Annotated in this window: 23 protein-coding genes; 8 read left to right on the top strand and 15 right to left on the bottom strand. The window is 71.2% G+C overall.

Features of this window, described 5'->3' with window-relative positions; all coding sequences use genetic code 11:
• Both H0488_RS11210 and H0488_RS11215 read right to left on the bottom strand, forming a co-directional pair.
• Positions 1 to 695 (bottom strand): translation initiation factor IF-2 N-terminal domain-containing protein (locus tag H0488_RS11210; protein ID WP_183099359.1); only part of this gene is annotated, 695 nt, incomplete at its 3' end.
• A 131-nt stretch (positions 696 to 826) separates the two neighbouring features.
• Entirely contained in the window at positions 827 to 1177 is a 351-nt protein-coding gene (locus H0488_RS11215) for a YlxR family protein (RefSeq protein WP_312856295.1), read from the bottom strand.
• 69 nt (positions 1178 to 1246) lie between these two features.
• Between H0488_RS11215 and H0488_RS11220 the strand changes: the two genes are divergently transcribed.
• On the top strand, positions 1247 to 2020 hold the full coding sequence (locus H0488_RS11220; RefSeq protein WP_183099360.1) for a glycoside hydrolase family 16 protein: 774 nt from the start codon (positions 1247 to 1249) through the stop codon (positions 2018 to 2020).
• A gap of 14 nt (positions 2021 to 2034) precedes the next feature.
• On the opposite strand, the gene H0488_RS11225 is transcribed toward H0488_RS11220, so the two are convergent.
• The 3 genes from H0488_RS11225 to rimP are packed head-to-tail and all read right to left on the bottom strand — an operon-like array spanning position 2035 to position 5086.
• Positions 2035 to 3582 carry a WD40/YVTN/BNR-like repeat-containing protein gene (locus tag H0488_RS11225; RefSeq protein ID WP_183099361.1) on the bottom strand — a complete coding sequence of 516 codons (1548 nt, stop codon included), beginning with the start codon at positions 3580 to 3582 and terminating at the stop codon, positions 2035 to 2037.
• Positions 3583 to 3617: 35 nt separating this feature from the next.
• Positions 3618 to 4598, bottom strand: coding sequence for a transcription termination factor NusA (nusA, locus tag H0488_RS11230; protein WP_183099362.1), 981 nt, complete (start codon positions 4596 to 4598; stop codon positions 3618 to 3620).
• On the bottom strand, positions 4598 to 5086 hold the full coding sequence (gene rimP / locus H0488_RS11235) for a ribosome maturation factor RimP (protein WP_183099363.1): 489 nt from the start codon (positions 5084 to 5086) through the stop codon (positions 4598 to 4600). Before rimP ends, nusA begins: the two co-directional genes overlap by 1 nt.
• Before the next feature lie 92 nt (positions 5087 to 5178).
• Here rimP and H0488_RS11240 point away from each other — a divergent pair, with 92 nt between their 5' ends.
• Together H0488_RS11240 and H0488_RS11245 are read left to right on the top strand one after the other, a co-directional pair.
• On the top strand, positions 5179 to 5676 hold the full coding sequence (locus tag H0488_RS11240) for a hypothetical protein (protein ID WP_183099364.1): 498 nt from the start codon (positions 5179 to 5181) through the stop codon (positions 5674 to 5676).
• Complete coding sequence (locus tag H0488_RS11245; protein WP_183099365.1) at positions 5673 to 6095, top strand: ferritin-like domain-containing protein; 423 nt, start codon at positions 5673 to 5675, stop codon at positions 6093 to 6095. Before H0488_RS11240 ends, H0488_RS11245 begins: the two co-directional genes overlap by 4 nt.
• 234 nt (positions 6096 to 6329) lie before the next feature.
• On the opposite strand, the gene H0488_RS11250 is transcribed toward H0488_RS11245, so the two are convergent.
• The 3 genes from H0488_RS11250 to H0488_RS11260 all read right to left on the bottom strand — a co-directional run bounded on the left by H0488_RS11250 (position 6330) and on the right by H0488_RS11260 (position 9844).
• Entirely contained in the window at positions 6330 to 7247 is a 918-nt protein-coding gene (locus H0488_RS11250) for a zinc metalloprotease (RefSeq protein WP_183099366.1), read from the bottom strand.
• A 123-nt stretch (positions 7248 to 7370) separates the two neighbouring features.
• A complete protein-coding gene (locus H0488_RS11255; protein ID WP_183099367.1) occupies positions 7371 to 8078 on the bottom strand; it encodes an HAD family hydrolase in 708 nt (235 codons plus the stop codon).
• The gene (locus tag H0488_RS11260; protein ID WP_183099368.1) at positions 8075 to 9844 is read right to left on the bottom strand and encodes a proline--tRNA ligase; all 1770 of its coding nucleotides are present in this window, start codon (positions 9842 to 9844) and stop codon (positions 8075 to 8077) included. The genes H0488_RS11255 and H0488_RS11260 overlap by 4 nt, the downstream gene beginning before the upstream one ends.
• A 74-nt stretch (positions 9845 to 9918) precedes the next feature.
• On the opposite strand from H0488_RS11260, the gene H0488_RS11265 reads away from it, so the two are divergent.
• Positions 9919 to 10884 (top strand): GGDEF domain-containing protein, encoded by a 966-nt coding sequence (locus H0488_RS11265; RefSeq protein ID WP_183099369.1) that lies wholly within the window; start codon positions 9919 to 9921, stop codon positions 10882 to 10884.
• Between the two features lie 31 nt (positions 10885 to 10915).
• On the opposite strand, the gene H0488_RS11270 is transcribed toward H0488_RS11265, so the two are convergent.
• Positions 10916 to 11284, bottom strand: a complete 369-nt coding sequence (locus H0488_RS11270; protein WP_183099370.1) for a DoxX family protein — start codon at positions 11282 to 11284, stop codon at positions 10916 to 10918.
• 23 nt (positions 11285 to 11307) lie between these two features.
• Positions 11308 to 12153, bottom strand: a complete 846-nt coding sequence (locus tag H0488_RS11275) for a GNAT family N-acetyltransferase (protein ID WP_183099371.1) — start codon at positions 12151 to 12153, stop codon at positions 11308 to 11310.
• A gap of 181 nt (positions 12154 to 12334) precedes the next feature.
• Here H0488_RS11275 and H0488_RS24645 point away from each other — a divergent pair, with 181 nt between their 5' ends.
• The 3 genes from H0488_RS24645 (at position 12335) to H0488_RS11290 (ending at position 15183) form a co-directional block, all read left to right on the top strand.
• Positions 12335 to 13147, top strand: coding sequence for a glycoside hydrolase family 16 protein (locus tag H0488_RS24645; protein WP_183099372.1), 813 nt, complete (start codon positions 12335 to 12337; stop codon positions 13145 to 13147).
• Between the two features lie 98 nt (positions 13148 to 13245).
• On the top strand, positions 13246 to 14136 hold the full coding sequence (locus tag H0488_RS11285) for a glycoside hydrolase family 16 protein (protein ID WP_183099373.1): 891 nt from the start codon (positions 13246 to 13248) through the stop codon (positions 14134 to 14136).
• A 135-nt stretch (positions 14137 to 14271) separates the two neighbouring features.
• A complete protein-coding gene (locus H0488_RS11290; RefSeq protein WP_183099374.1) occupies positions 14272 to 15183 on the top strand; it encodes a glycoside hydrolase family 16 protein in 912 nt (303 codons plus the stop codon).
• Between the two features lie 10 nt (positions 15184 to 15193).
• On the opposite strand, the gene ispG is transcribed toward H0488_RS11290, so the two are convergent.
• Genes ispG through H0488_RS11315 form a run of 5 tightly spaced genes read right to left on the bottom strand, consistent with a single transcriptional unit; the run spans position 15194 to position 21033 of the window.
• The gene (ispG, locus tag H0488_RS11295; RefSeq protein ID WP_183099375.1) at positions 15194 to 16345 is read right to left on the bottom strand and encodes a flavodoxin-dependent (E)-4-hydroxy-3-methylbut-2-enyl-diphosphate synthase; all 1152 of its coding nucleotides are present in this window, start codon (positions 16343 to 16345) and stop codon (positions 15194 to 15196) included.
• 20 nt (positions 16346 to 16365) lie between these two features.
• Complete coding sequence (locus H0488_RS11300; RefSeq protein WP_183099376.1) at positions 16366 to 17724, bottom strand: M50 family metallopeptidase; 1359 nt, start codon at positions 17722 to 17724, stop codon at positions 16366 to 16368.
• A gap of 17 nt (positions 17725 to 17741) precedes the next feature.
• Positions 17742 to 18842, bottom strand: a complete 1101-nt coding sequence (dxr, locus tag H0488_RS11305) for a 1-deoxy-D-xylulose-5-phosphate reductoisomerase (protein WP_183099377.1) — start codon at positions 18840 to 18842, stop codon at positions 17742 to 17744.
• Positions 18843 to 18896: 54 nt separating this feature from the next.
• A complete protein-coding gene (gene meaB, locus H0488_RS11310) occupies positions 18897 to 19850 on the bottom strand; it encodes a methylmalonyl Co-A mutase-associated GTPase MeaB (protein WP_183099378.1) in 954 nt (317 codons plus the stop codon).
• Positions 19834 to 21033, bottom strand: a complete 1200-nt coding sequence (locus H0488_RS11315; protein WP_183099381.1) for an acetyl-CoA C-acetyltransferase — start codon at positions 21031 to 21033, stop codon at positions 19834 to 19836. The genes meaB and H0488_RS11315 overlap by 17 nt, the downstream gene beginning before the upstream one ends.
• Before the next feature lie 120 nt (positions 21034 to 21153).
• On the opposite strand from H0488_RS11315, the gene mce reads away from it, so the two are divergent.
• Positions 21154 to 21612, top strand: a complete 459-nt coding sequence (gene mce / locus H0488_RS11320; protein WP_183099379.1) for a methylmalonyl-CoA epimerase — start codon at positions 21154 to 21156, stop codon at positions 21610 to 21612.
• Positions 21613 to 21872 lie beyond the last annotated feature (260 nt).

A 21872-nucleotide genomic window follows, 5' to 3' on the forward strand; every position in this document is an offset into this window, starting at 1 on the left:
CCACCGCGGCCGGGGCCGCGGCTGCCGGGACCGGCGCCGAACGCGTTCGGGTTCTTCGGCATCATCGCCGGGTTGGGGCGCGGCATGCCCGGGCGACCGGGGCCGGCCGGCGGGCGCGGACCGGCGGGACCGGCCTCGCCCTCACGCGGCGGCGGGGCGGAGGGCCGACGGCCCATGCCCTGGCTCGGCGCGAACGGGTTGTTGCCCGGGCGCGGGGTTCCACTGGGCTTGCCGACCGGCCGGGGCGCGGGCGCCTTCGGCGTGGGCGACGGCTTCGGGGCCCCGGGCTTCGGAGCGGCGGGCGCGGCCTCGGTCGCGGCCGACTCGTCGGGCTCAGCGGGGGGCTCCTCGACGGGAGCGACCGGCTCGACGGGCGCGGGCGCGGGAGCGGGAGCGGCGGCAGCCGGCTCCTCGACCGGCGCAGCCGGCTCGACCGGCTCGGCCGGCTTGGGCTTGGGGCCGGGCTTCGGCGCGGCGGCCTTCTTGGCCGCCGGCTTCTCGGCGGCAGGCGCCGGCGCTGCGGCAGAGGCCTTCAGCGCGTCGCCGTACTCCTTGCGGAAACGCATCTCCGCGGGGAGCTCGACGGTGGAGCTCGCCGACTTGACGAACTCCCCCATCTCCTTGAACTTCTCGAGAACGAACTTGCTCTCGACTCCGAACTCCTTGGCGAGTTCGTGGACTCGGGTCTTGGCCACGGTTCTCCTTCTGGCCCAAGACCCTGTCGTGGAGAGTCTCTAGACCTTTGTTGGATGCTGCAGAACGAACTGGCTCATCGCGAAGTACTCATCGAGTGCTCATGAGCTGCTGCTCCAGTTTCTTTGGTCGGTCATGCTTGTTTCTTGGCTAGGTTCTGGTGCGAGTGGAGGTACTCACCCACCGGTGCGCTGGACAGCCCACCCTCACTGCGTCTCTCCGGGGGGAGAAGCGCTCGGGAGAAGGCTTTCCGGCGCACCGCGAGGTCGTAACACCCGAGGCTGGGATGCAGGTGCGCTCCCCGTCCGGGTGCGGTGCCGTCGGGATCGGGTACGACGACCGGGTGGCCGTGCGTGTCCGAGCCGGCGATCACTCGCAGTAACTCGCGTTTGGTGGCCCGCTTCCGGCATCCGATGCACGTCCGGACGGGCCCCTCAGCGAGAGAATCGTCCGGCGACGTCGAGATGTTCCGTCGGCCTGCCACCGACGAGCAACCTTACCCGTTGTGCGGCACGGATTCCGAACCGGCGTCGCTCGACCTAGTGTCGGAGCCATGCCCGGTCACTTCGAGGAGCGGTTCCGCGGTCCCGTTCTGGACCGGTCGCGATGGCTCCCGCACTACCTCCCGGCGTGGTCCTCGCGCGCCGACACCGCGGCCGGCTTCGTCCTCGACGGCGCCGGCCTGACCCTCCGGGTGCCGGTGGACCACCCGTTGTGGTGCCCCGGTCTCCACGAGCCTCCCCTGCGCGTGTCGGGCATCCAGTCCGGCAGCTGGTCCGGGCCGGTGGGCTCCGCCCTCGGCCAGCAGCGCTTCCGCGCCGGCCTCACCGTCCGCGAGGAGCAGCCGCGGTTCGAGGGGTGGCTGCCGGCGACCGGACGGGTCGCGATCCGCGCCCGGATGTCCCTGTCGGCGCGGTCGATGGCAGCGCTGTGGCTCAGCGGGTTCGAGGACGACCCCGACCAGCTCCGGTGCGGCGAGCTGTGCGTGTTCGAGGTGTTCGGGCGGGCGCTGGGACCGGCCGACGACCCCTCGGCCGAGGTCGGTGTGGGCATCAAGCCGTTCCGCGACCCCGCGCTGCGCGACGACTTCGCAGCCCCCCGGCTGGCGATCGACGTCACCACGCCGCACACCTACGCCGTCGAGTGGGACGCCGACGAGGCCGTCTTCACGGTCGACGACGAGGTCGTCCGCCGCTGCGCCCGGCCCCCGACGTACCCGATGCAGCTGATGCTCGCCGTCTTCGACTTCCCGGAGTGGTCGACCGGCGAGGACGACCACCTCGTGCCCGAGCTCACGGTGGCGGAGATCAGCGGCTGGTCCGCCTGATTGGGGTCACCGGCTCAGTCACAGCCGGGGGCGCCGTCGCGACGCTGGTAGGTCGCGATGACCGTGCCGTCCTCGAGGCTGTACTCCAGGACCCCGTCCGCACGGACGGTCGCGAAGCCGTACAGGGTCTGTTGCCCCTCCACCAGGGGCCAGCCCTCGGGGGCCCCTTCCCCGGCCCCTGTCTCGAGTCCCGGGCCGTCGTCCGTACGGCGCCAGGTGGCGTCGCCGAACCACAGCCACTCCATGCCGCAGTGGACGTACATCGGCTCGTGGTAGCGCACCCCCACCTCGGGCTCCGCACCCTCGGGCAGGGTGACGAGGTCGACGGTCCTCGGTCCGGCCGGCTGGTCGGACTCCGGCAGCTCCGCTCCTGACGGCCAGGTGTGCACCGCGACTCCGCCACGCTCCGCCGTCATCACCAGGGTGCGACCGTCAGCGGTGCCGGCGACCTCGTCCACCTCGCTGCCGGGCACGTCGACCGCGGACCAGATGGCGCCGTCCTCGCTGGTCACCAGACGCGGCTGCGGCCGGCGTTCGTAGCCGCACTGCTCGAGATCGGCGTAGCAGACCTCCGGCCGCGACCAGCTCATGTCGTCGATCCCGGTCAGCGTGAAGAACCGGTCGGCACCGACCCAGAGCGGCGCCCAGCCCTCGGCTTCCCCTTCGAGGGGCAAGGCGGTGACAGCCGCCCAGGTCCGTCCACCGTCGGTCGATCGGATCGCCGAGGTGTCGGTCCCGCTCGTGCTTGCCACGACGACCGACCCCACTGCCTCGAGCCCCGAGATCGAGTACACGTCGTCCAGGATCGGGTCCGTCACCCTGGCCCAGGAGTCGCCCGCGTCGTCGGACTGCCAGATCACGGCGTCGTCGCCGATCCGACCGGACGCGAGCAGGACCCCGTCGGTGGTCACCACGTCGCCGACGTACGACTCGTCGTCGTACCCCTGGTAGTCGGGCACGTCGGGCAGGGTGACCTCGTCGAACGACCGGCCGTCGGTGCTGGTCCAGACCCGCGCCTCGAACCCGCCGGACCCGGGGTTCGCCAGCGTCCGGTAGTCACCGGCCGCGACGATCCGGCCGCCGACGACCTCCAGGTCGGTGAGCTCGACGGCGTCGGTGAAGCCGGCGACCTCGACCCGCTCCCAGGTGAGCCCGTCTCGGCTCCGCAAGGCAATCGGGTCGTAGGAGAGCTCCTCGTCGTCGCCGGTCTCCACGACCCCGGCGTTGCCGAGCGCGAACCAGCTCCCGTCGGCGAGGCGTACGACGTCGCCCAGAGCGGCGTACTTCTCTCCGAGCTCGAGCGGCGCGCCCTCCTCGAACGCAGCGCCGTCGATGGACACGTGGGACTGCACGCGGCCGTCGTCGGAGACCATCAGCACCAGCGCGTCGTCGCCGTCACTGACGAGGAGCGTCGGGAAGTCGACGGCGACCTCGCCGTCGAGGCGCTCGGTCTGCCACTCCGCGGGCGCCGACCGCGGCGGTGGCGGGTCGGAGCTCTCGGTGCCGCACGCTGCGACGAGACCACAGGACAGGACGGCGGCAGCGGCGAGGGTGACCTTCATGGTCGTACGACGGCGGGCGCTGCCGACGCGTTCCGTCAGCTGCTCGCGGGAGCTTCCTCGTCGGAGTGGATGTCGATCCGCCAGCCGGTGAGGCGCGCAGCCAGGCGGGCGTTCTGGCCCTCCTTGCCGATCGCCAGCGACAGCTGGTAGTCGGGGACGACCACCCGGGCCGACTTCGTCGCCTGGTCGACCACGGTGACCGAGCTGACCTGGGCCGGCGACAGCGCGTGCGCCACCAGCTCGGACGGGTCGTCGGACCAGTCGACGATGTCGATCTTCTCGCCATGGAGCTCCGACATGACCGAGCGCACCCGCTGGCCCATGGGGCCGATGCAGGCGCCCTTCGCGTTGACGCCGGAGACGGTCGAGCGGACGGCCATCTTGGTCCGGTGGCCCGCCTCACGGGCGATCGCGGCGATCTCGACGGTGCCGTCGGCGATCTCCGGCACCTCGAGCGCGAACAGCTTCTTCACCAGGTTGGGGTGGGAGCGCGACAGGGTGATCTGCGGGCCGCGCATCCCCTTGCGGACCGACACGACGAGGCACTTGATCCGGGTGCCGTGGCGGTAGTCCTCGCCGGGAACCCGCTCGCTCACGGGGAGCATCGCCTCGAGCTTGCCGAGATCGACCAGCACGTCGTCGGGGTTGCGGCCCTGCTGGATGACGCCGGAGATGATGTCACCCTCCTTGCCGGAGAACTCGCCGTACTTGATCTCGTCCTCGGCGTCACGCAGGCGCTGCAGCATGATCTGCTTCGCGGTCGTCGCCGCGATCCGCCCGAACCCGTCGGGGGTGTCGTCGTACTCGCCGATCTTGTTGCCCTCGTCGTCGAGCTCCGCCGCGAGCACGGTGACGTGCCCGGACTTGCGGTCCAGCTCGACCCGCGCCTCCTCCTGCGCCCCCGGGGTCTTGTGGTACGCCGTGAGCAGCGCCTGCTCGATCGCCTCGACGAGGACGTCGAACTTGATCTCCTTCTCGCGCTCCAGCATTCGCAGGATGTTCAGGTCGATGTCCATCAGTCACGGTCCTTCCGGTTGAACTCGATCTGCACGAGCGCTTTCTTCACATCTGCATAGGGCACCTCGCGGGCGGACCCGTCGACGTCGAGGGTGACCCGGTCCTCGTCGGACTCCCCGATCCGCCCGGTCACGACCGTGTCGTCGACCAGGGTCACCTTGACCAGTCGGGACCGGTTGCGTCGCCAGTGCCGGGGCAGGGCGAGCGGCCGGTCGACGCCGCGTGAGGTGACCTCGAGGGTGAACGGCTGCTCCCCCAGCGCGTCGGAGGAGTCGACGACGTCGTTGATCGCCCGGGTGGCGGCGGCGACGTCGTCGAGGGTCACCCCGCCGTCCTTGTCCACCGCGATCCGCAACACCCGTCGCTTGCCGGCCGGGGTGAGCTCCACCGCCTCGACGTCGAGGCCCAGCTCGGCGAGCGGGCCGGTGACGCCCGCCGACACGGCCGAGACGGTCGCATCTGCTCCGGGGCGCTGGCTCGAGCTCATGGTGAGACCCCCGTGTCCTGTTGTGGCGAAGCGGTTGTGGTGAAGCGGTTGGTGGTGCTGTTCGTCCACGATACCGGCTGTAACCTCACCGGGTGCCCAGCCCAGTCCCGCGCGCGTCCCGACGCTTCGTCCTGACGGGCACCGGCGCCGCCGCCGGCGTGCTCCTGGTCGGCGCCGCCGCCGGCTGCGGCCAGCGGCAGGCCGACATGACCGGTCCCGCTGCCGTGGACCCGACCGAGCCCGCGGTCGACGCCGACAGCGACCTGGTGGAGACCATCGGCGCCCAGATCGCCGCTGCGCTCGCGCTGGCTGCCGCGACCGGGGCCGCGTTCGACCAGCTGCGCCCCCTCACCCGGCGCCTGGTCGCCGTCCACCGGTTCCACCTCGGAGAGCTGGGCCGCCCCGACGAGGGCCGGCACGGCACCGTGAAGGGCAGCCCGGCAACGGCCAGGGCCCGACTGCTCCGTTCCGAGGAGACGCTCCAGCAGCGGCTCGTGCGGGCCGCGCTCGACGCCGAGAGCGGCGCGCTCGCGCAGGTCTTCGCGTCGATGGCCGCGGCGATCGCCCAGCAGCGGGCGGTAACCGGATGACGTCCGCCCCGACCGACGCCCTGCAGACCGCCCTCGCGGCCGAGCACGCGGCCGTGTTCGTCTACGGCGCGCTGGGCGGCCAGACCTCGCAGACCACCGATCCGACCCTGTATGCCGAGGTCACCGACGCCTACCTGACGCACCGGGACCGCCGCGACGAGCTGACCGCGATGATCGTGGACCAGGGCAGGGAGCCGGTCGCCGCCGAGCCCGGCTACGACCTGCCGGCCGACCTGTCCTCACCGATCGCGGTCGCCGACCGGGCGCTGACCCTCGAGCGGGCGTGCGCGTCGACGTACGCCTTCGTGGTGGCCTCCACCCGGGGAGAGGCCCGCGCCTGGGCCGTTGCCGCCCTGATCGACACCGCCGTGCGCGAGCTGGGCTTCGGCGGGAAGCCGGAGCGGCTGCCCGGCCTCTGACGGGCGAAAACGACGAAGCGGTCCGCGACTCCGAACCCGGGGAACTCCCGAGACGTCCCCCGAACTTCGGGGCCGCGGACCGCTCATGACCGGGGACAACGGCCATCGCGTCGCCGGCAAGGTGGGGCTCACCGACTGCTGTGCACAATCATGCAACGAGTGCGCCGGGAATGCCCGATCCTTCGATCCTCATAAAAGTGCAGTGCAGGAACCTGCAATCCGATGCCGGCGCTCTCAGGCGCGGTACGCCGCCCACATGGACTGGCTCCGCGAAGCCTGACCGGGAGTGAACTCGGTGTAGCAGTCGTCGTAGCTGTAGTCCATGAAGTTGTGGATCGGGTCGAGTCCCGGCAGGTCGCAGGAGTCGCGACCCTCGGGGCAGCCGCTCGTGGAGCTGCTCTGGGCCGGGGTGTCGCTGACCTCGTCGTTCAGCGCGGTGCAGCCGCCCTGGAACGTGTGGTAGAGCCCGAACCAGTGGCCGGCCTCGTGGGTCGCCGTCTCGCCCAGGTTGTAGTTGGCGATGCTGCCGCCCGGGAGCGAGTCCCAGTGCACGCGGATGCCGTCGATCCCGCCGTTGCGCGCGTAGTCCCAGGGGAAGGTCGCGATGCCGAGGTACTTGAAGTCGACCAGCCACATGTTGAGCGCGTTGGCGCCGCCCTGCCGGGTCGCCTTGCGGTACTTCGCGCTCGAGCGGTCCTTGTGCCAGGCGTTGTTGTAGAAGCGATCGGTGCCGGCGAGGGTGAACGAGAAGCCGGTGTCGGCGGCGTCGGGCGACTTGTCGCCGGCGAACGAGGCGTTGAGGACGTCGATCTGCGCGGCGATCTGGGCGTCGGTGACGTCACCGGTGCCGTCGTCGGCCGCCATCACGTGGACGTAGACCGGAACCGTCACGTCGGTGGCGCGGAGCTCGGCCCGGGTCACGCCCTTCTGACGCAGCCGCGCCTTGGTCTGCCGCGCGATCGCGCGCTGCTCGTCCGCGGAGATGCTGCGGTGGTCGGGGCCGTGGCCGCCGCGCGCCGAGGAGTCCTCACCCTGGAGGCACGAGACACCGTCGAGGACGGCCGGACGGGCCTGGGCCGGCGCGGCGAGGGCGACGTTGAGCGAGGTGGCTCCGACCACCATCGCCAGAGCGAGCAGTTTCGACGTGCGCATGAGCGGTACGACCTCCCGAGGTTCAAGATCGCCCCTGGCGGGCGGTCCTCCCCGTGCATCCTCCGGCGACAGGTCCCGCGTGCGCAAGAACTGTCGCCCAGGGATTTCCGGGGCGCTCCGCGATCAGCGCCAGGCGGCGATCAGGTCCGGGATCTCCGCGAGCCGGTGGGCGACCGCGTCCGGCTCGCCCTCGGTGTGTCCGACCTGCTCGGGCGGGATCGCCGAGTGCGGGACGTGGATCGCCCGCATCCCGACGTTCTGGGCACCCCAGACGTCGTCGAACAGGCGGTCGCCGACGTAGACGCAGCGCCCCGGTGTGCTTGCTCCGACCGCCTCCATCGCGCGCGTGAACGCGTGCGGGGAGGGCTTCGTCCACGGGATCTCGCTGGTGTAGACGTCGCCGTCGATCAGGTGGTCGACCCCGTCGCGCTCGAAGAAGCCGACGTGCCACTCGCGGGGCCACACCGTGTTGGAGAGCACGCCGACCTTGATGCCCTCGGCCCGCAACCACTGCCACAGCGGCCTGACCTCGGGGTCGGTCTCGGTGTGCGGCTCCCAGAACTCGTAGTAGGCCGTCAGCAGCTCGGGGTCGTGCTCGAGCCCCGCCTCGTCGAACAGGTCGGCGATGGTCGCGCTCTGCTGGTGGTCACGGCTCCTCCCCCAGACGACCGAGCCCGCCTCGTGCAGCCGCCGGGCGTGGAGGTGACGGTCGTCCTCCTTGCTCGGCGTCGCCACCACGGCAGCCGCCAGCGCGAGCGACTCGGCGTGGAAGTCGATGTCGTGCCAACGCGTGAGCGTGCCGCCCCAGTCGAAGATGACGGCCTCGATCACGGGCGGACCACCCCGGCCACGTGGGAAGCCGCGTCGCCGACCGGGACGTCGGTGCGCTCGCCCGTGCGGCGGTCCTTGACCTCGACCACCCCGTCGGCGAGTCCGCGACCGACGGTCACGATGGTGGGGACGCCGATCATCTCGGCGTCCTTGAACTTCACGCCGGGGCTGATCTTGCCGGCGCGGTCGTCGTAGAGGACGTCGAGCCCCTGGGCGGTCAGCTCGTCGGCCAGCTGCCCGGCCGCGGCGAAGACCGCCTCGTCCTTGCCGGCCGCGATGAGGTGCACGTCGTACGGCGCGACGTTGCGCGGCCAGCACAGGCCGATCTCGTCGAGGGTGTTCTCGGCGATCGCGGCGACGCCGCGCGAGGGCCCGATGCCGTAGGACCCCATCGTGACCGTGACCAGCTTGCCGTTCTCGTCGAGGACCCGCAGGTCGAGGGCGTCGGCGTACTTGCGGCCGAGCTGGAAGATGTGACCCATCTCGATGCCGCGCGCCGACTCCAGGGTCCCCTCGTCGCAGCGTGGGCAGGCGTCGCCGTCGCGGACGTCGGCCGCCTCGATCGTGCCGTCCGGGGTGAAGTCGCGGCCGGCGACCAGGTCGATCACGTGACTGCCGTCGACGTTGGCTCCGGTCACCCACCGGGTGCCGGTGACGACCCGGGGGTCGACGAGGTAGCGGATGCCGCTCTTGCCGTCGGCGCCCAGCACCTCGGGGCCGATGTAGCCCTTGACCAGGTCGGGGAACTGCTGGAGGTCGTCGTCGTCCATGGGCGCCACCTCGAGCGGCTCGAGCTGGCCGTTGAGGCGCTTGAGGTCGACCTCGCGGTCGCCGGGGAGACCGATGGCCAGCGGCTCCTTCGTGCCGTCGGGGTGGACCAGCTGGACCAGCACGTTCTTGAGCGTGTCGCCCGCCTCCCAGGGACGGTCGGCGCGCGGGAAGGCCTGGTTGAGGTGGTCGACCAGGGTGGCGATGGTGGGCGTGTCGGGCGTGGCCTCGGCGTGGGCGGCGGGCGCGTCGTCGTACGGCAGCGCCTCGGGGGCCGGCACCTCCACCGCCTCGACGTTGGCGGCGTAGTCGCAGCGGGTGCAGCGGACGTAGGTGTCCTCGCCGACGTCGGCCTTGGCCAGGAACTCCTCGGACTTCGAGCCGCCCATCGCCCCGGACGTCGCCTTGACGATGACGTACTCGAAGCCGAGCCGGTCGAAGATCCGGATGTAGGCCTGGCGGTGCGCCTGGTAGCTCGCCTCGAGGCCGGCGTCGTCGATGTCGAAGGAGTAGGAGTCCTTCATCGTGAACTCGCGCCCGCGCAGCAGGCCGGCGCGCGGCCGCGCCTCGTCGCGGTACTTCGTCTGGATCTGGTAGATCGAGAGCGGCAGGTCCTTGTATGACGAGTACAGGTCCTTGACGACGAGCGTGAACATCTCCTCGTGCGTGGGGCCGAGCAGGTAGTCACCGCCCTTGCGGTCCTTGAGCCGGAAGATGTTGTCGCCGTACTCGGTCCAGCGGTTGGTCGCCTCGTAGGGCTCCTTCGGGAGCAGCGCGGGGAAGCTCAGCTCCTGCGCGCCGATGCCGTCCATCTCCTCGCGGATGATCGCCTCGATCTTCCGCAGCACCCGCAGCCCGAGGGGCAGCCAGGTGTAGACGCCGGGGGCGACCCGGCGGATGTAGCCGGCCCGGACGAGGAGCCGGTGGCTCGGCACCTCGGCGTCCGCAGGATCCTCGCGAAGAGTGCGGACGAACAGGGACGACATCCGGGAGATCATGGGCACAGGGTAGGCGGGCGCCTCTGTCCTCCGGAAACCAGTTCCTGCCCGGCCCCAAGCCTTAGGCTGGGTTGGTGGGAGACACGGAGGGCGGCTTGTCGTGGCACGAGCGCGCACGCCGCGTCCGTGAGGGCGAGCCGGAGCTCGCCGACCACCCCGCGAACGAGTCGTACGACGCGCTCCAGGACCTGGTCTCCACCATCCTGCGCCGGTCCTTCGACGCCGTCGTCCTCCGCACCCGGGCCGGTGAGTACCTCGAGGTCAGCGACTCCTTCTGCGCGCTCACCGGCTTCCCCCGCGCGGAGCTGCTCGGCCAGTCGTCGGCCGCGCTCGGACTGGTCGAACCCGAGGGTGCCCGCCGCCGCCCCGAGAGCGACGTGCGGTCCCGGCTCGGCGGGATCTACGACGAGGTCATCGTGCGGAAGGACGGCACGTCCCGGGTCGTGGAGTGCTCCCAGCAGCTCCTCGACGGCGATCTCCTCCTGGTGATCATCCGCGACGTGACCGAGCGACGACTCCGCGAGCAGGAGCTCCACCGACTCGCGAGCGAGGACCACCTGACCGGGGTGCTCAACCGCCGGGGGTTCACCCAGCAGGTGACGACGATGCTCGACGAGGCTCGGGGCGCCGGCCGGACCGTGCACCTCGTCCTCGCCGACGTCGACGGGCTCAAGGCCGCCAACGACCAGCTCGGGCACGAGTTCGGCGACCGGACCCTGATCGCGGTCGCGGAGACGCTCCGGGTGGCCTACGGACCCGACGCGGCCGTCGGCCGGCTCGGCGGCGACGAGTTCGCCGTGGCGGTCAGCGGCCGATCGGGCGAGGAGGTGGAGCTCGCCAACAAGGCGCTCCACAGCACGCTCGCGGAGATCATGATCGGACCCGCCGGCGCGCAGCGGGCGGTCAGTGTCAGCCTCGGCACGGCTTCTGCCGACAACGGCATCGGCACCGTCGACCGGCTGATCGCGCTGGCCGACGAGAGCCAGTACGTCGCCAAGCGCGCCTACTACTCCACGAAGCCGCCCGACCGTCGCGCGTGACCGCGGCCGGCCCGGTTCCCGGAGCGGACCCTCAGCCCCGCCCTGCCCTCCAGGCTCCCCGGATCATCGGCAGCTGCAGCGGCAGGCGGGCGAGCGAGAAGGCCTGCAGGACGCGGTTGGACCCCTTCGCCGCGTCGACGGCCATCTGCACGTTGCCCGGGAAGACGCCGACGAGGAGCGCGGCGCTCGCCAGCCCGGCGGCCCGACGGGTCGCCGGCACCAGCAGGCCGGCCGAGCAGAGAAGCTCGGCCACGCCCGACGCGAGGATGACCTCGCGGTGCGCCGGCACCCATGACGGCATCAGCGGCTCGAAGACCTCCGGCTTGACGAGGTGCACCGTTCCCGAGACGAGGAAGGCGCCGACGACGACCTTCGCGTCGGTGCGCAGGGATGTGGTCACGGGACTCCTTCTCGGGCGTGAGCTCAGAACATGACGGTGGCGAACCGGGCGGTCTCCCGGAAGCCGACGCGCTCGTAGGCCCGGCGGGCCGGCGCGTTCCACTCGTTGACGTACAGCGACACCACCGGTGCGATCCGGTCGCGCACCAGCGCCACCACCGCGGCCATGCCCGCGGTGGCGAGCCCCTCGCCGCGCAGGTGAGGAGGCACCCAGACACCTTGGATCTGCGCCGCATCGCGGGTCGCGCAGGCCACCTCCGCCTTGAAGACCAGCTCTCCCCGATCGAACCGGGCGAACGACCAGCCGCGGCTGATGAGCTGGACCACCCGGGTCCGGTAGAGGTCGGACGCGCCGCCGACCTCCGGGGAGACCCCGACCTCCTCGGTGTACATCGCCACGCACGCGGGATAGAGGGTGTCGAGATCGGCCCGCTCCGTCAGCCGGACCCCGGGGTCCGGAGTGATCAACGGGTCGTCGGCGATGACCAGGTGCCGCTGGTCCCAGCGCGCGTCCCGCGGCCGCCCCCACGCCGAGCCCACGCAGTTCCAGAACGGCACCACGGCATCTTGCGGGCCGACGATCGTCGACGCCGTACGACGACGGGCGAGCGCCCGCTCGGCGAACACCACCGCGTCCTCCGGGCTGGCCTGGACCGGCACCAGGTTGGCGGCGACGTGGCAGGCGGCCACGAGCTCGCCCCCGTCGTACCGGCCCCACATCTCGCCGCCGAGCCACCGGGGCTCGAGGCTGGTGGTCTGGGCGCGGTGGATCGCGAACACGTTGACGACCGGGTCCTGGTTGGCGAGTGCCAGGAACTGCTCCAGGTCGGCCGCCGCGAGAACACGCACACCGTGGCGGGTCGTCAGCACGGGGCGAGCCTACGACCTCCACGCCGTTCCGAGGAGGGGCCGCCCACGACTACAGTTCCCTCACCTTCACGACGGCGATCGGATCCCTACCATCAGTCAGCTCAGTCGCCGCCTGCTCGCGGCGGCCCTCGTGCTCGGCGCGCTGGCAACCGTCTCGGCGGATTCCGCGAGGTCCGTCCCGGTGCCCGAGACCGCGCGGCCCGCACCCCCCGGCGACGCCTGCGGTCCCCACCTCGCCAAAGCGGACGGCGGGACCTGGCAGTGCTCCTTCGTCGACGACTTCGACGGCACCACCCTGGACACCTCGAAGTGGATCACGCAGAACACCGTGCGGACGGGTTTCCGGAACGGTCTCACCTGCTACCGCGACGCCACCAACGTCGCCGTCGACGCGGGCACCTTGGTGCTCGAGGCCCGCGACCTGGGCCGGCCGATCGACTGCAGCAACCAGTACGGCCGGTTCGTCACGCCGTACACGGGTGCCCTGGTCAGCACCCGGGGCAGCTTCTCCCAGACCTACGGGCGCTTCGAGGTGCGCGCGAGGTTCCCGACGGCCCGCACACCCGGTGTCCACGGAGCCTTCTGGATGTACCCGGCGAAGCCGACCTACGGTCGGTGGCCCGCCTCGGGTGAGATCGACGTCGCCGAGTGGTGGTCCAACGACCCGACCCTGGTGCTCCCGACCCTCCACTACGACGGCAGCAGCTTCCACGCCGACTCCGGGTGGAGCTGCCGGGTCGCCAACGTCAGCGCGTTCCACACCTACGCCGTCGAGTGGTACCCGACCACGATGCGCTTCTTCATCGACGGCACGCTGTGCCACAGCAGGAAGTGGGCGCCCGAGCCCCCTCTGGTAGCGCCGCAACCGTTCGACCACCCCTTCAGCATGATCCTCAACATGGGGGTCGGCACGGCGACCGGCACCAACGTCGTCTCAGCGACCACCGAGCTGCCGGCGACGTTCGTCGTCGACTACGCCAAGGCCTGGCGCTAGCCGCGGGCGAGCAGCCCGACCGCTGGACCGCCGCTTCACCGACGGCTGGGTAATCGGTACGTTCTGACCCGCATACAGCCTCTCGGGGGGACAGCTCCATGCTCGGTCCAGCACAACGAGTCCGTCGCGTACTCGCGGGCGCCGCCCTGCTCGGGGCAGCCGGCATCGCTCCGTTGCAGGCCGCGGCACCGCCGGGCGACGCAGCGGCCGTCGCGATCGAGTACGACGCGTGTGGCCCCGTGCTCACGAAGGCGAACGGCACGCCGTGGACCTGCACGTTCGTCGACAGGTTCGACGCGTCGACGCTGGACACCGACAAGTGGGTGGTGCAGGAGACCGCGGTGACCGGGTTCCGCACCGGCCGGACCTGCTACTCCGCGGCTCCCCGGAACGTCTCGGTCCGGGACGGACACCTGTTCCTCACTGCGCACGAGGGCGGTTGGTTCCGGTGCCGGAACCCCCTGCGCAGCTTCAGCACGCGCTACACCGGCGGCATGATCGGCACCCGCGGCAAGTTCTCCCAGACCTACGGCCGGTTCGAGATCCGCGCCAAGTACCCGACCGCACGCTCGGCCGGTGTCCACGGCGGCTTCTGGATGTACCCCAAGGCCCACACCTACGGTCCGTGGCCCGCCTCCGGCGAGCTCGACGTCGCCGAGTGGTGGTCGCACAGGCCGAACCTGGTCCTCCCGTCGCTGCACTACGAGGGCCGCGACCCCGAGGTCGACTCGGGCTGGGACTGCACGGTCGACGACGTCAGCACGTTCCACACCTATGCGGTCGAGTGGCGACCAGCCGGGATGCGGTTCTTCATCGACGGCGAGCCGTGCTTCGAGCGCTCCTGGACCCCGGACTGGCCGCTGGTCGCCCCCCAGCCGTTCGACCACCCGTTCAGCATGATCCTCAACATGGGGGCCGACAGGAGCGTCTCCTGGAAGACGCCCTTCCCCCAGTCGCTCGTCGTGGCCCACGCCAAGGCCTGGCGCTAGCACCGCGACACCGGGCGCTGGACGGTCCCGGCCGGGTGATCAGTCCGGACTAGTCCCTCTGGGCGGTCGCACCTAGGACGGCCCGGTCCGACGTCGCTAGCGTTCTCCACCGTAGACAACACCATGGGGGTAGCAATGTCCGGATCTGTTCGGGTCCTTCGCCGCACGTTCGCCGGTGCGATGCTCGTCGGCCTCGCGGCCCTCGCTCCGCTGCAGGTCGCGGCCACCGGAGGTGGCGGGACCGCTGCCGCGAGCGTCGCGTACGACGCGTGCGGCGTCGTCCTGACCAAGGCGGACGGGTCCAGCTGGACCTGCGCGTTCGTCGACAACTTCGACGCCCGCTCGCTCGACCCGAACAAGTGGGGCATCCAGCAGACCGCGTCGACCGGGTTCCGGACCGGGCAGACGTGCTTCACCGGGTCCACCAAGAACATCAGCCTCTCCCGCGGGGAGCTGCTGCTGACCGCCCGGGCCGAGAAGGGGCAGTTCCTCTGCAAGTCCCCGTCGGGCGACTTCTCGACGACGTACACCGGCGGCATGATCGGGACCCGCGGCCGGTTCTCCCAGACCTACGGCCGGTTCGAGGTGCGTGCCAAGTACCCGACCGCGCGGTCCGCCGGCGTCCACGGCGGGTTCTGGATGTACCCCAAGACCCACACCTACGGCCAGTGGCCGGCCTCCGGCGAGATCGACGTCGCCGAGTGGTGGTCCAACGACCCGACCCTTGTCCTGCCCTCGCTGCACTACAACGGTCGCGACTACACCGTCGACTCCGGGTGGAACTGCCGGGTGACCGACGTCAGCAGCTACCACACCTACACGGTCGAGTGGCTCCCCACCGCGATCAGCTTCTTCATCGACGGCTCGCTCTGCTTCACCCGGACGCCGACGCCGGACAGCCCGCTCGTGGCGCCGCAACCGTTCGACCACCCGTTCAGCATGATCCTGAACATGGGGGTCGGCACCGCCGGCGGCACGAACGCGGTCACCGCCTCGACGCCACTGCCGGCGACGTACACCGTGGACTACGCCAAGGCGTGGCGCTGACCGTCCGTCGTCAGGAGACGGTGACCGAGGGCCCCGCGCCCTCGGCCGGCTCCATCGACTCGGCGATCCGCAACGCCTCCTCGATCAGGGTCTCGACGATCTGGGACTCGGGCACCGTCTTGATCACCTCGCCCTTGACGAAGATCTGGCCCTTGCCGTTGCCGGAGGCCACGCCGAGGTCGGCCTCGCGGGCCTCCCCCGGCCCGTTGACCACGCAGCCCATGACGGCGACGCGCAGCGGCACCTCCATGCCCTCGAGACCGGCGGTCACCTGCTCGGCGAGGGTGTAGACGTCGACCTGGGCGCGGCCGCAGCTCGGGCAGGAGACGATCTCGAGCTTGCGCTCGCGCAGGTTGAGCGACTGCAGGATCTGCAGGCCGACCTTGACCTCCTCGACCGGGGGCGCCGACAGGGAGACCCGGATCGTGTCGCCGATGCCGCGCGACAGCAGCGCGCCGAACGCGGTGGCGGACTTGATCGTGCCCTGGAACGCCGGGCCGGCCTCGGTGACCCCGAGGTGGAGCGGCCAGTCGCCCTGCTCGGCGAGCAGCTCGTAGGCGCGCACCATCACGACCGGGTCGTTGTGCTTGACCGAGATCTTGAAGTCCTGGAAGCCGTGCTCCTCGAAGAGGCTCGCCTCCCAGACCGCCGACTCGACGAGGGCCTCGGGGGTCGCCTTGCCGTACTTCTCCAGGAGCCGCTTGTCGAGCGAGCCCGCGTTGACGCCGATCCGGATGCTGGTGCCGCGGTCCTTGGCGGCGCGCGCGATTTCCTTGATCTGGTCGTCGAACTTCTTGATGTTGCCGGGGTTGACGCGGACCGCGGCGCAGCCCGCGTCGATCGCGGCGAAGACGTACTTCGGCTGGAAGTGGATGTCGGCGATGACGGGGATCTGGCTGTGCTGGGCGATCTCCGGGAGCGCCTCGGCGTCGTCCTGGCTCGGGCACGCGACCCGCACGATGTCGCAGCCCGCGGCGGTCAGCTCGGCGATCTGCTGGAGCGTGCTGTTGACGTCGGCGGTCAGCGTGGTGGTCATCGACTGGACCGAGATCTGGTGGTCGCTGCCGACGCCGACCTTGCCCACCTGGATCTGCCGGGTCTTGCGGCGGGGAGCCAGCACCGGAGGAGGTGCGGTGGGCATGCCAAGACCGATGACGCTCATGTCGTCAGCGTACTTCCGCGCTACGACTCGAGGTGAACTGGCACGACCAGGTCACCCACGATCAGCACCACACCCATGACCAGCATCGCCGACGCGACGACGTAGGCCACCGGCAACAGCTTCGCCGCGTCGACGTAGCCGGGGTCGGGGCGGCCCCGCAGCCGCGCCAGGCCGCGGCGGAGCGCCTCCCAGGTCGCGCTGGCGATGTGGCCGCCGTCGAGGGGCAGCAGCGGCACGAAGTTGAACATGCCGATGAAGAAGTTGAAGCCGGCGATCAGCATCAGCAGGGAGATCATCTTCTCGTCGACGTGGATCTCCTCGTGCGAGGCGACCTCGCCGGCGAGGCGGCCGCCGCCGACGATGCTGACCGGACCCTCCGGATCCCGCTCCCCGAACCCGAAGATCGCCTGGCCGACGTCGAAGACCTTCACCGGCAGGGTGCCGAGCGCCTTGACCACGTCGATGGTCATGCCGCCCATCTGCTCGAGCGTGTAGATCGGACCACCGGTCGTCGGGTGGGCGCTCGGCCGCACACCGAGGAAGCCGACGGGCTCCGGCTCCTCCGCGTCGGCGGTCAGGAAACGGGGGGTGACCGTGGTCTTGGTGACGATCGTGATCAGGTCACCGTCGCGCTCGACGACGATCTCGGCGCGCTCGTCGCCGTTGTCGCGGATCTGCTGCTGGACCTGCTCCCAGCTCTCGGCCTCGACCCCGTTGAAGGACACGATCCGGTCGCCGGCCTGGATGCCGGCCTGGAACGCGGGCGTCGGCTGGTCGCGGACCTCCTCGTCGGTGCAGACCCGGCCGGACTCCTCGGCCGGGACGACGCAGGCCTGGACCTCCTGCACCGTGGTGGTGACGGTCTGGTCGGCGCCGTTGCCCCAGGTGGCGAACACGGCGGCGAAGATGCCGAAGGCGATCAGCAGGGTGACCGACGGACCGCCGGCCATCACCACGATCTTCTTCCACGGCGGCAGCTTGTAGAACAGCCGGTCGGCGTCGTCGGGGCCGACCAGCTCCCACTCCGCCGCCCGGGCGTCGGAGATCAGCTGGGTGAACATGCCGGTGTTGGACTTGCGCACCCGGGTGACCTGCTGGCCCGCGGCGTCGTAGGTCACCTCGTCGGCGAGCTGCTCGGCGCCCGGCGGCAGCATCCCGACGATCTTGACGTAGCCGCCGAGCGGGATCGCCTTGACGCCGTACTCCGTCTCGCCGACCTGCTTGCTCCAGACCGTGGGTCCGAAACCGATGAAGTACTGGGTGACCTTCCCGCCGAACCGCTTCGCCGGGATCATGTGGCCCAGCTCGTGGAGGCCGATCGACACCAGGATCGCGACCACGAAGACGAGCACCCCGAGGGTGTAGAGCAGAACGGCCATTGCGGGGTCGGTGTCCTCTAAGTCGTTGCGATGGTGCGGGCGGCGGCGGCGCGGGCCCACGCGTCGGCGGCGAGGACGTCGTCGAGCGTGAGCTGCTCCTTCGAGGGTACGTCGTGGGCCGCGAGCACGCTGGCGATGACGTCCACGATTCCGGTGAACGGCAGCCGCCCCTGGTGGAAGGCGTCGACGCACACCTCGTTGGCAGCGTTGTAGACCGCCGGCGCGGTGCTCCCCCGGGCGCCGGCCTCGCGGGCCAGCACGACCGCGGGGAACGCGACGTCGTCGAGCGGCTCGAACCGCCAGTCTGCCGCCTTGGTCCAGTCGACCGGCGTCTCCGCGTCGGGCACCCGGTCCGGCCACGCCATCCCGAGGGCGATGGGGACCAGCATCGTGGGCAGCCCGATCTGGGCGACCACCGCGCCGTCGGAGAACTCGACCATCGAGTGGATCAGCTGCTGCGGGTGGACCACGACGTCGATCCGGTCGAAGGGCACGTCGAAGAGCAGATGGGCCTCGATGACCTCGAGCCCCTTGTTGACCAGGGTCGCGGAGTTGGTGGTGATCACCCGGCCCATCGCGAAGTTGGGGTGCGCGAGGGCCTGCTCCGGCGTGACGTCGGCGAGCTCGGCACGGGTGCGGCCGCGGAACGGACCGCCGCTTGCGGTGAGCACGAGGCGGCGTACCTCCTCGGCGCTGCCGCCGCGCAGGCTCTGCGCGATCGCGCTGTGCTCGCTGTCCACGGGGACGATCTGGCCCGGCCGGGCGCGCTCCTTCACCAGCGGACCGCCGATGATCAGCGACTCCTTGTTGGCCAGCGCGAGGGTGCGGCCGGCGTCGAGGGCGGCCAGCGTCGGGCGGAGGCCGACCGCGCCGGTGATCCCGTTGAGCACGACGTCGCAGGGCAGCTGGGCGGCCTCGACCGACGCCTCCTCGCCCAGGCCGGAGAAGGCCTGCGGATGACGGGCGGTGACCTCTGCGACCTGCCGCTCGAAAAGCCCGGGGTTGCTCCCCCCGGCCGTGAGGCCGACGACCCGGAACCGGTCGGGGTTGGCGCGCACGAGGTCGAGCGCCTGGGTGCCGATCGACCCGGTCGAGCCGAGGATGACGACGTCTCTCACGCGGTCATCCTTTCAGCCCGCCCACCAGTCGCCATCAGTCGCCATCAGTCGGCATCAGTCGGTGAGCAGCGCGTCGGCGGCCGCGTAGGGGTCGGTCGTGCCGTCGACGACGTGGCTCGCGAGGGTGTCGAGCCGGTCGCCCCCGCCGACCGAGCCCCACCGCTCACGCAGCGCGGTCAGTGCGATCGCCTCGATCTCGTCGCGGGCACGCCGGACCCGGCGCCGCGCGAGCTCACCGCTCTCCTCGGCCCAGACCCGGTGCTCGTCGACCGCGTCGACCACCTCCGCGGTGCCCTGCCCCTCGGAGGCGACGGTCTTGAGCACCGGCGGCAGCCACGCGCCCTCGGGCCGCTGCGCGAGCGACAGCATCGAGCGCAGGTCGCGGCGGACCTGGTCGGCGCCGTCACGGTCGGCCTTGTTGACGACGTAGACGTCGCCGATCTCGAGGATCCCCGCCTTCGCGGCCTGGATGCCGTCGCCCATGCCGGGCGCCAGCAGCACGATCGTGGTGTCGGCGAGCCGGGCGATCTCGACCTCGCTCTGTCCGACGCCGACGGTCTCGACGATGATCACGTCGCAACCCGCCGCGTCGAGCACCCGCAGCGCCTGGGGGGTCGCCCGCGAGACGCCGCCGAGGTGGCCGCGCGCCGCCATCGACCGGATGAACACCCCGGGGTCGGTCGCGTGCTCCGACATCCGGATCCTGTCACCGAGCAGCGCGCCGCCGGAGAACGGGGACGACGGGTCCACCGCGAGCACGCCCACGCGGAGGTCGCGCCGGCGCAGCTCGGTGACGAGGGCGCTCGTCGAGGTGGACTTGCCGACGCCCGGCGACCCGGTCAGACCCACGACGTGAGCCCCACCGGCGTACGGCGTCAACGCCGCCATCACCTCGCGGAGCAACGGCGAGCCGTCCTCGACGTGGGAGATCAAACGACCGATCGCCCGGGCCTCGCCGTCGCGGGCCCGGGCGACCAGGTCGTCGGGTGACTCAGCTCTGCGGGACACGCACGATCAGGGCGTCGCCCTGGCCGCCGCCGCCGCACAGCGCGGCAGCACCGAGGCCGCCGCCGCGGCGCTTGAGCTCGAGAGCGAGGTGCAGCGTGATCCGCGCGCCGGACGCACCCAGGGGGTGGCCGATGGCGATCGCGCCGCCGTTGACGTTGACCTTGTCCTCCGAGATGCCCAGCGCGGCAGCCGACTCGAGGCCGACCGCAGCGAACGCCTCGTTGAACTCAACCAGGTCGAGCTGGTCGGCAGTGAGTCCGGCCTTGTCCAGCGCCTTCTGCGTCGCGTTGGCGGGCTGCAGCTGCAGGGTCGAGTCGGGGCCGGCGACCATGCCGTGGGAGACGATCTCGGCGAGGATCGGCAGGCCGAGCTCCTCGGCCTTCTTCTTGCTGGTCACCACGACGACGGCCGCGCCGTCGGAGATCTGCGAGGACGAGGCCGCGGTGATGGTGCCGTCCTTCGAGAACGCCGCACGGAGGCCGGCGAGGCTCTCGGCGGTCGTGTCGCCCCGGACGCCCTCGTCCTGGCTGACGACGACCGGGTCGCCCTTCCGCTGCGGGATGGTGACCGGGACGATCTCGTCGTCGAAGACACCGTTCTTCTGCGCGGCCGCGGCGAGCTGGTGGGAGCGGGCGGAGAACGCGTCCTGCTGCTCGCGCGTGAGCGGGGTGGCGCGGCACGCGTTGGTCGCCTCGGTGAGGTTGCCCATGCCCTGCTGGGTGGCCTGGTCGAACAGCGCGTCGTAGGCCAGCGAGTCGACGAGCGCGGTGTCGCCGTACTTGAAGCCCTCGCGGGACTTCGGCAGCAGGTGCGGCGCCTGGGTCATCGACTCGGTGCCGCCCGCGACGACGATCTCGGCCTCGCCGGCGCGGATCAGCTGGTCGGCGGTCGCGATCGCGTTGATGCCCGAGAGGCACACCTTGTTGATGGTGATCGAGGGGACCTGCGGCGGCAGACCGGCGGCGAGGCCGGCCGTGCGGGCGGGGTTCTGCCCGGCGCCGGCCTGCAGCACCTGACCGATGACGAGGTAGTCGACCTGGTCGCCCGAGACGCCCGCCTTCTCCAGCGCGCCCTTGATCGCCACGGCGGCGAGATCGGCGGCCGAAAGGGTCTTGAGGGCGCCGAGGTGGCGGCCGATCGGCGTACGAGCGCCGGCGACGATGACGCTGGGGTTGTCGGACATGCTTCCTCCGGTCAAGACGAAATGGTGAACCTTGTCGACTGTACTCGCGGCCGCCGAGCCCCCGCGAGTGGTCTCAGTCCCCATGGGATGAGTCGATCGTCACAACCGGTCATCGGCACAATGGGCGCCATGAGCCTGAACGACGTGCAGCACCTCTTCACCGCCATCGACCACGTCGGCATCGCGGTGCCCGACCTCGACGAGGCGATCGCCTTCTACACCGAGACCTACGGCATGACCGTGGCGCACGAGGAGACGAACGAGGAGCAGGGCGTCCGCGAGGCGATGGTCCGCGTCGGTGACACCGACTCCTGCATCCAGCTGCTCGCGCCCCTCTCGCCGGACAGCACGATCGGCAAGTTCCTCGACCGCAGCGGCCCCGGCCTTCAGCAGCTCGCCTACCGGGTCGCCGACATCGACGCCGTGAGCGCCACCCTCCGCGAGCGCGGCCTGCGGCTGCTGTACGACGCCCCGAAGCGCGGCACGTCCAACAGCCGGGTGAACTTCATCCACCCCAAGGACGCCGGCGGCGTGCTCGTCGAGCTCGTGGAGCCCGCCCAGGGCGCGTCAGCGCACTGAGAAGCAGGGCGAAGATTGAGGAGCCGAGGGCACGCCGGAGCGGAGCGACGGACTGCCCTCGGCGTCTCGAAATCTGCCCGCTCAGGGCGCGTCAGCGCACTGAGCACACTGGTTGACAGGAATCACCGGCTGACCGGTGATTCCTGCACTTGTCGGCTGTTGCAGTGGGTGTCAAGTGCAGGAATCCCCGGTCGACCGGGGATCCCTGCACCTCACACCCAGACGAACCGGACCTGCTCCCCCGGCCGCAGCTGGGCGAG

The organism is Nocardioides pelophilus (assembly GCF_014180685.1).
GTDB classification, from domain to species: domain Bacteria; phylum Actinomycetota; class Actinomycetes; order Propionibacteriales; family Nocardioidaceae; genus Nocardioides; species Nocardioides pelophilus.

Coding starts and splice junctions, on each gene's coding strand:
- rimP (WP_183099363.1), bottom strand. CDS start 5,086: ATGAGCTCGAGCCAGCGCCCCGGAGCAGATGCGACCGTCTCGGCCGTG.
- H0488_RS11285 (WP_183099373.1), top strand. CDS start 13,246: ATGCTCGGTCCAGCACAACGAGTCCGTCGCGTACTCGCGGGCGCCGCC.
- H0488_RS11300 (WP_183099376.1), bottom strand. CDS start 17,724: ATGGCCGTTCTGCTCTACACCCTCGGGGTGCTCGTCTTCGTGGTCGCG.
- H0488_RS11225 (WP_183099361.1), bottom strand. CDS start 3,582: ATGAAGGTCACCCTCGCCGCTGCCGCCGTCCTGTCCTGTGGTCTCGTC.
- H0488_RS11250 (WP_183099366.1), bottom strand. CDS start 7,247: ATGCGCACGTCGAAACTGCTCGCTCTGGCGATGGTGGTCGGAGCCACC.
- mce (WP_183099379.1), top strand. CDS start 21,154: ATGGGCGCCATGAGCCTGAACGACGTGCAGCACCTCTTCACCGCCATC.
- nusA (WP_183099362.1), bottom strand. CDS start 4,598: ATGGACATCGACCTGAACATCCTGCGAATGCTGGAGCGCGAGAAGGAG.
- ispG (WP_183099375.1), bottom strand. CDS start 16,345: ATGAGCGTCATCGGTCTTGGCATGCCCACCGCACCTCCTCCGGTGCTG.
- H0488_RS11220 (WP_183099360.1), top strand. CDS start 1,247: ATGCCCGGTCACTTCGAGGAGCGGTTCCGCGGTCCCGTTCTGGACCGG.
- H0488_RS11290 (WP_183099374.1), top strand. CDS start 14,272: ATGTCCGGATCTGTTCGGGTCCTTCGCCGCACGTTCGCCGGTGCGATG.
- H0488_RS11260 (WP_183099368.1), bottom strand. CDS start 9,844: ATGATCTCCCGGATGTCGTCCCTGTTCGTCCGCACTCTTCGCGAGGAT.
- H0488_RS11315 (WP_183099381.1), bottom strand. CDS start 21,033: ATGTCCGACAACCCCAGCGTCATCGTCGCCGGCGCTCGTACGCCGATC.
- H0488_RS11245 (WP_183099365.1), top strand. CDS start 5,673: ATGACGTCCGCCCCGACCGACGCCCTGCAGACCGCCCTCGCGGCCGAG.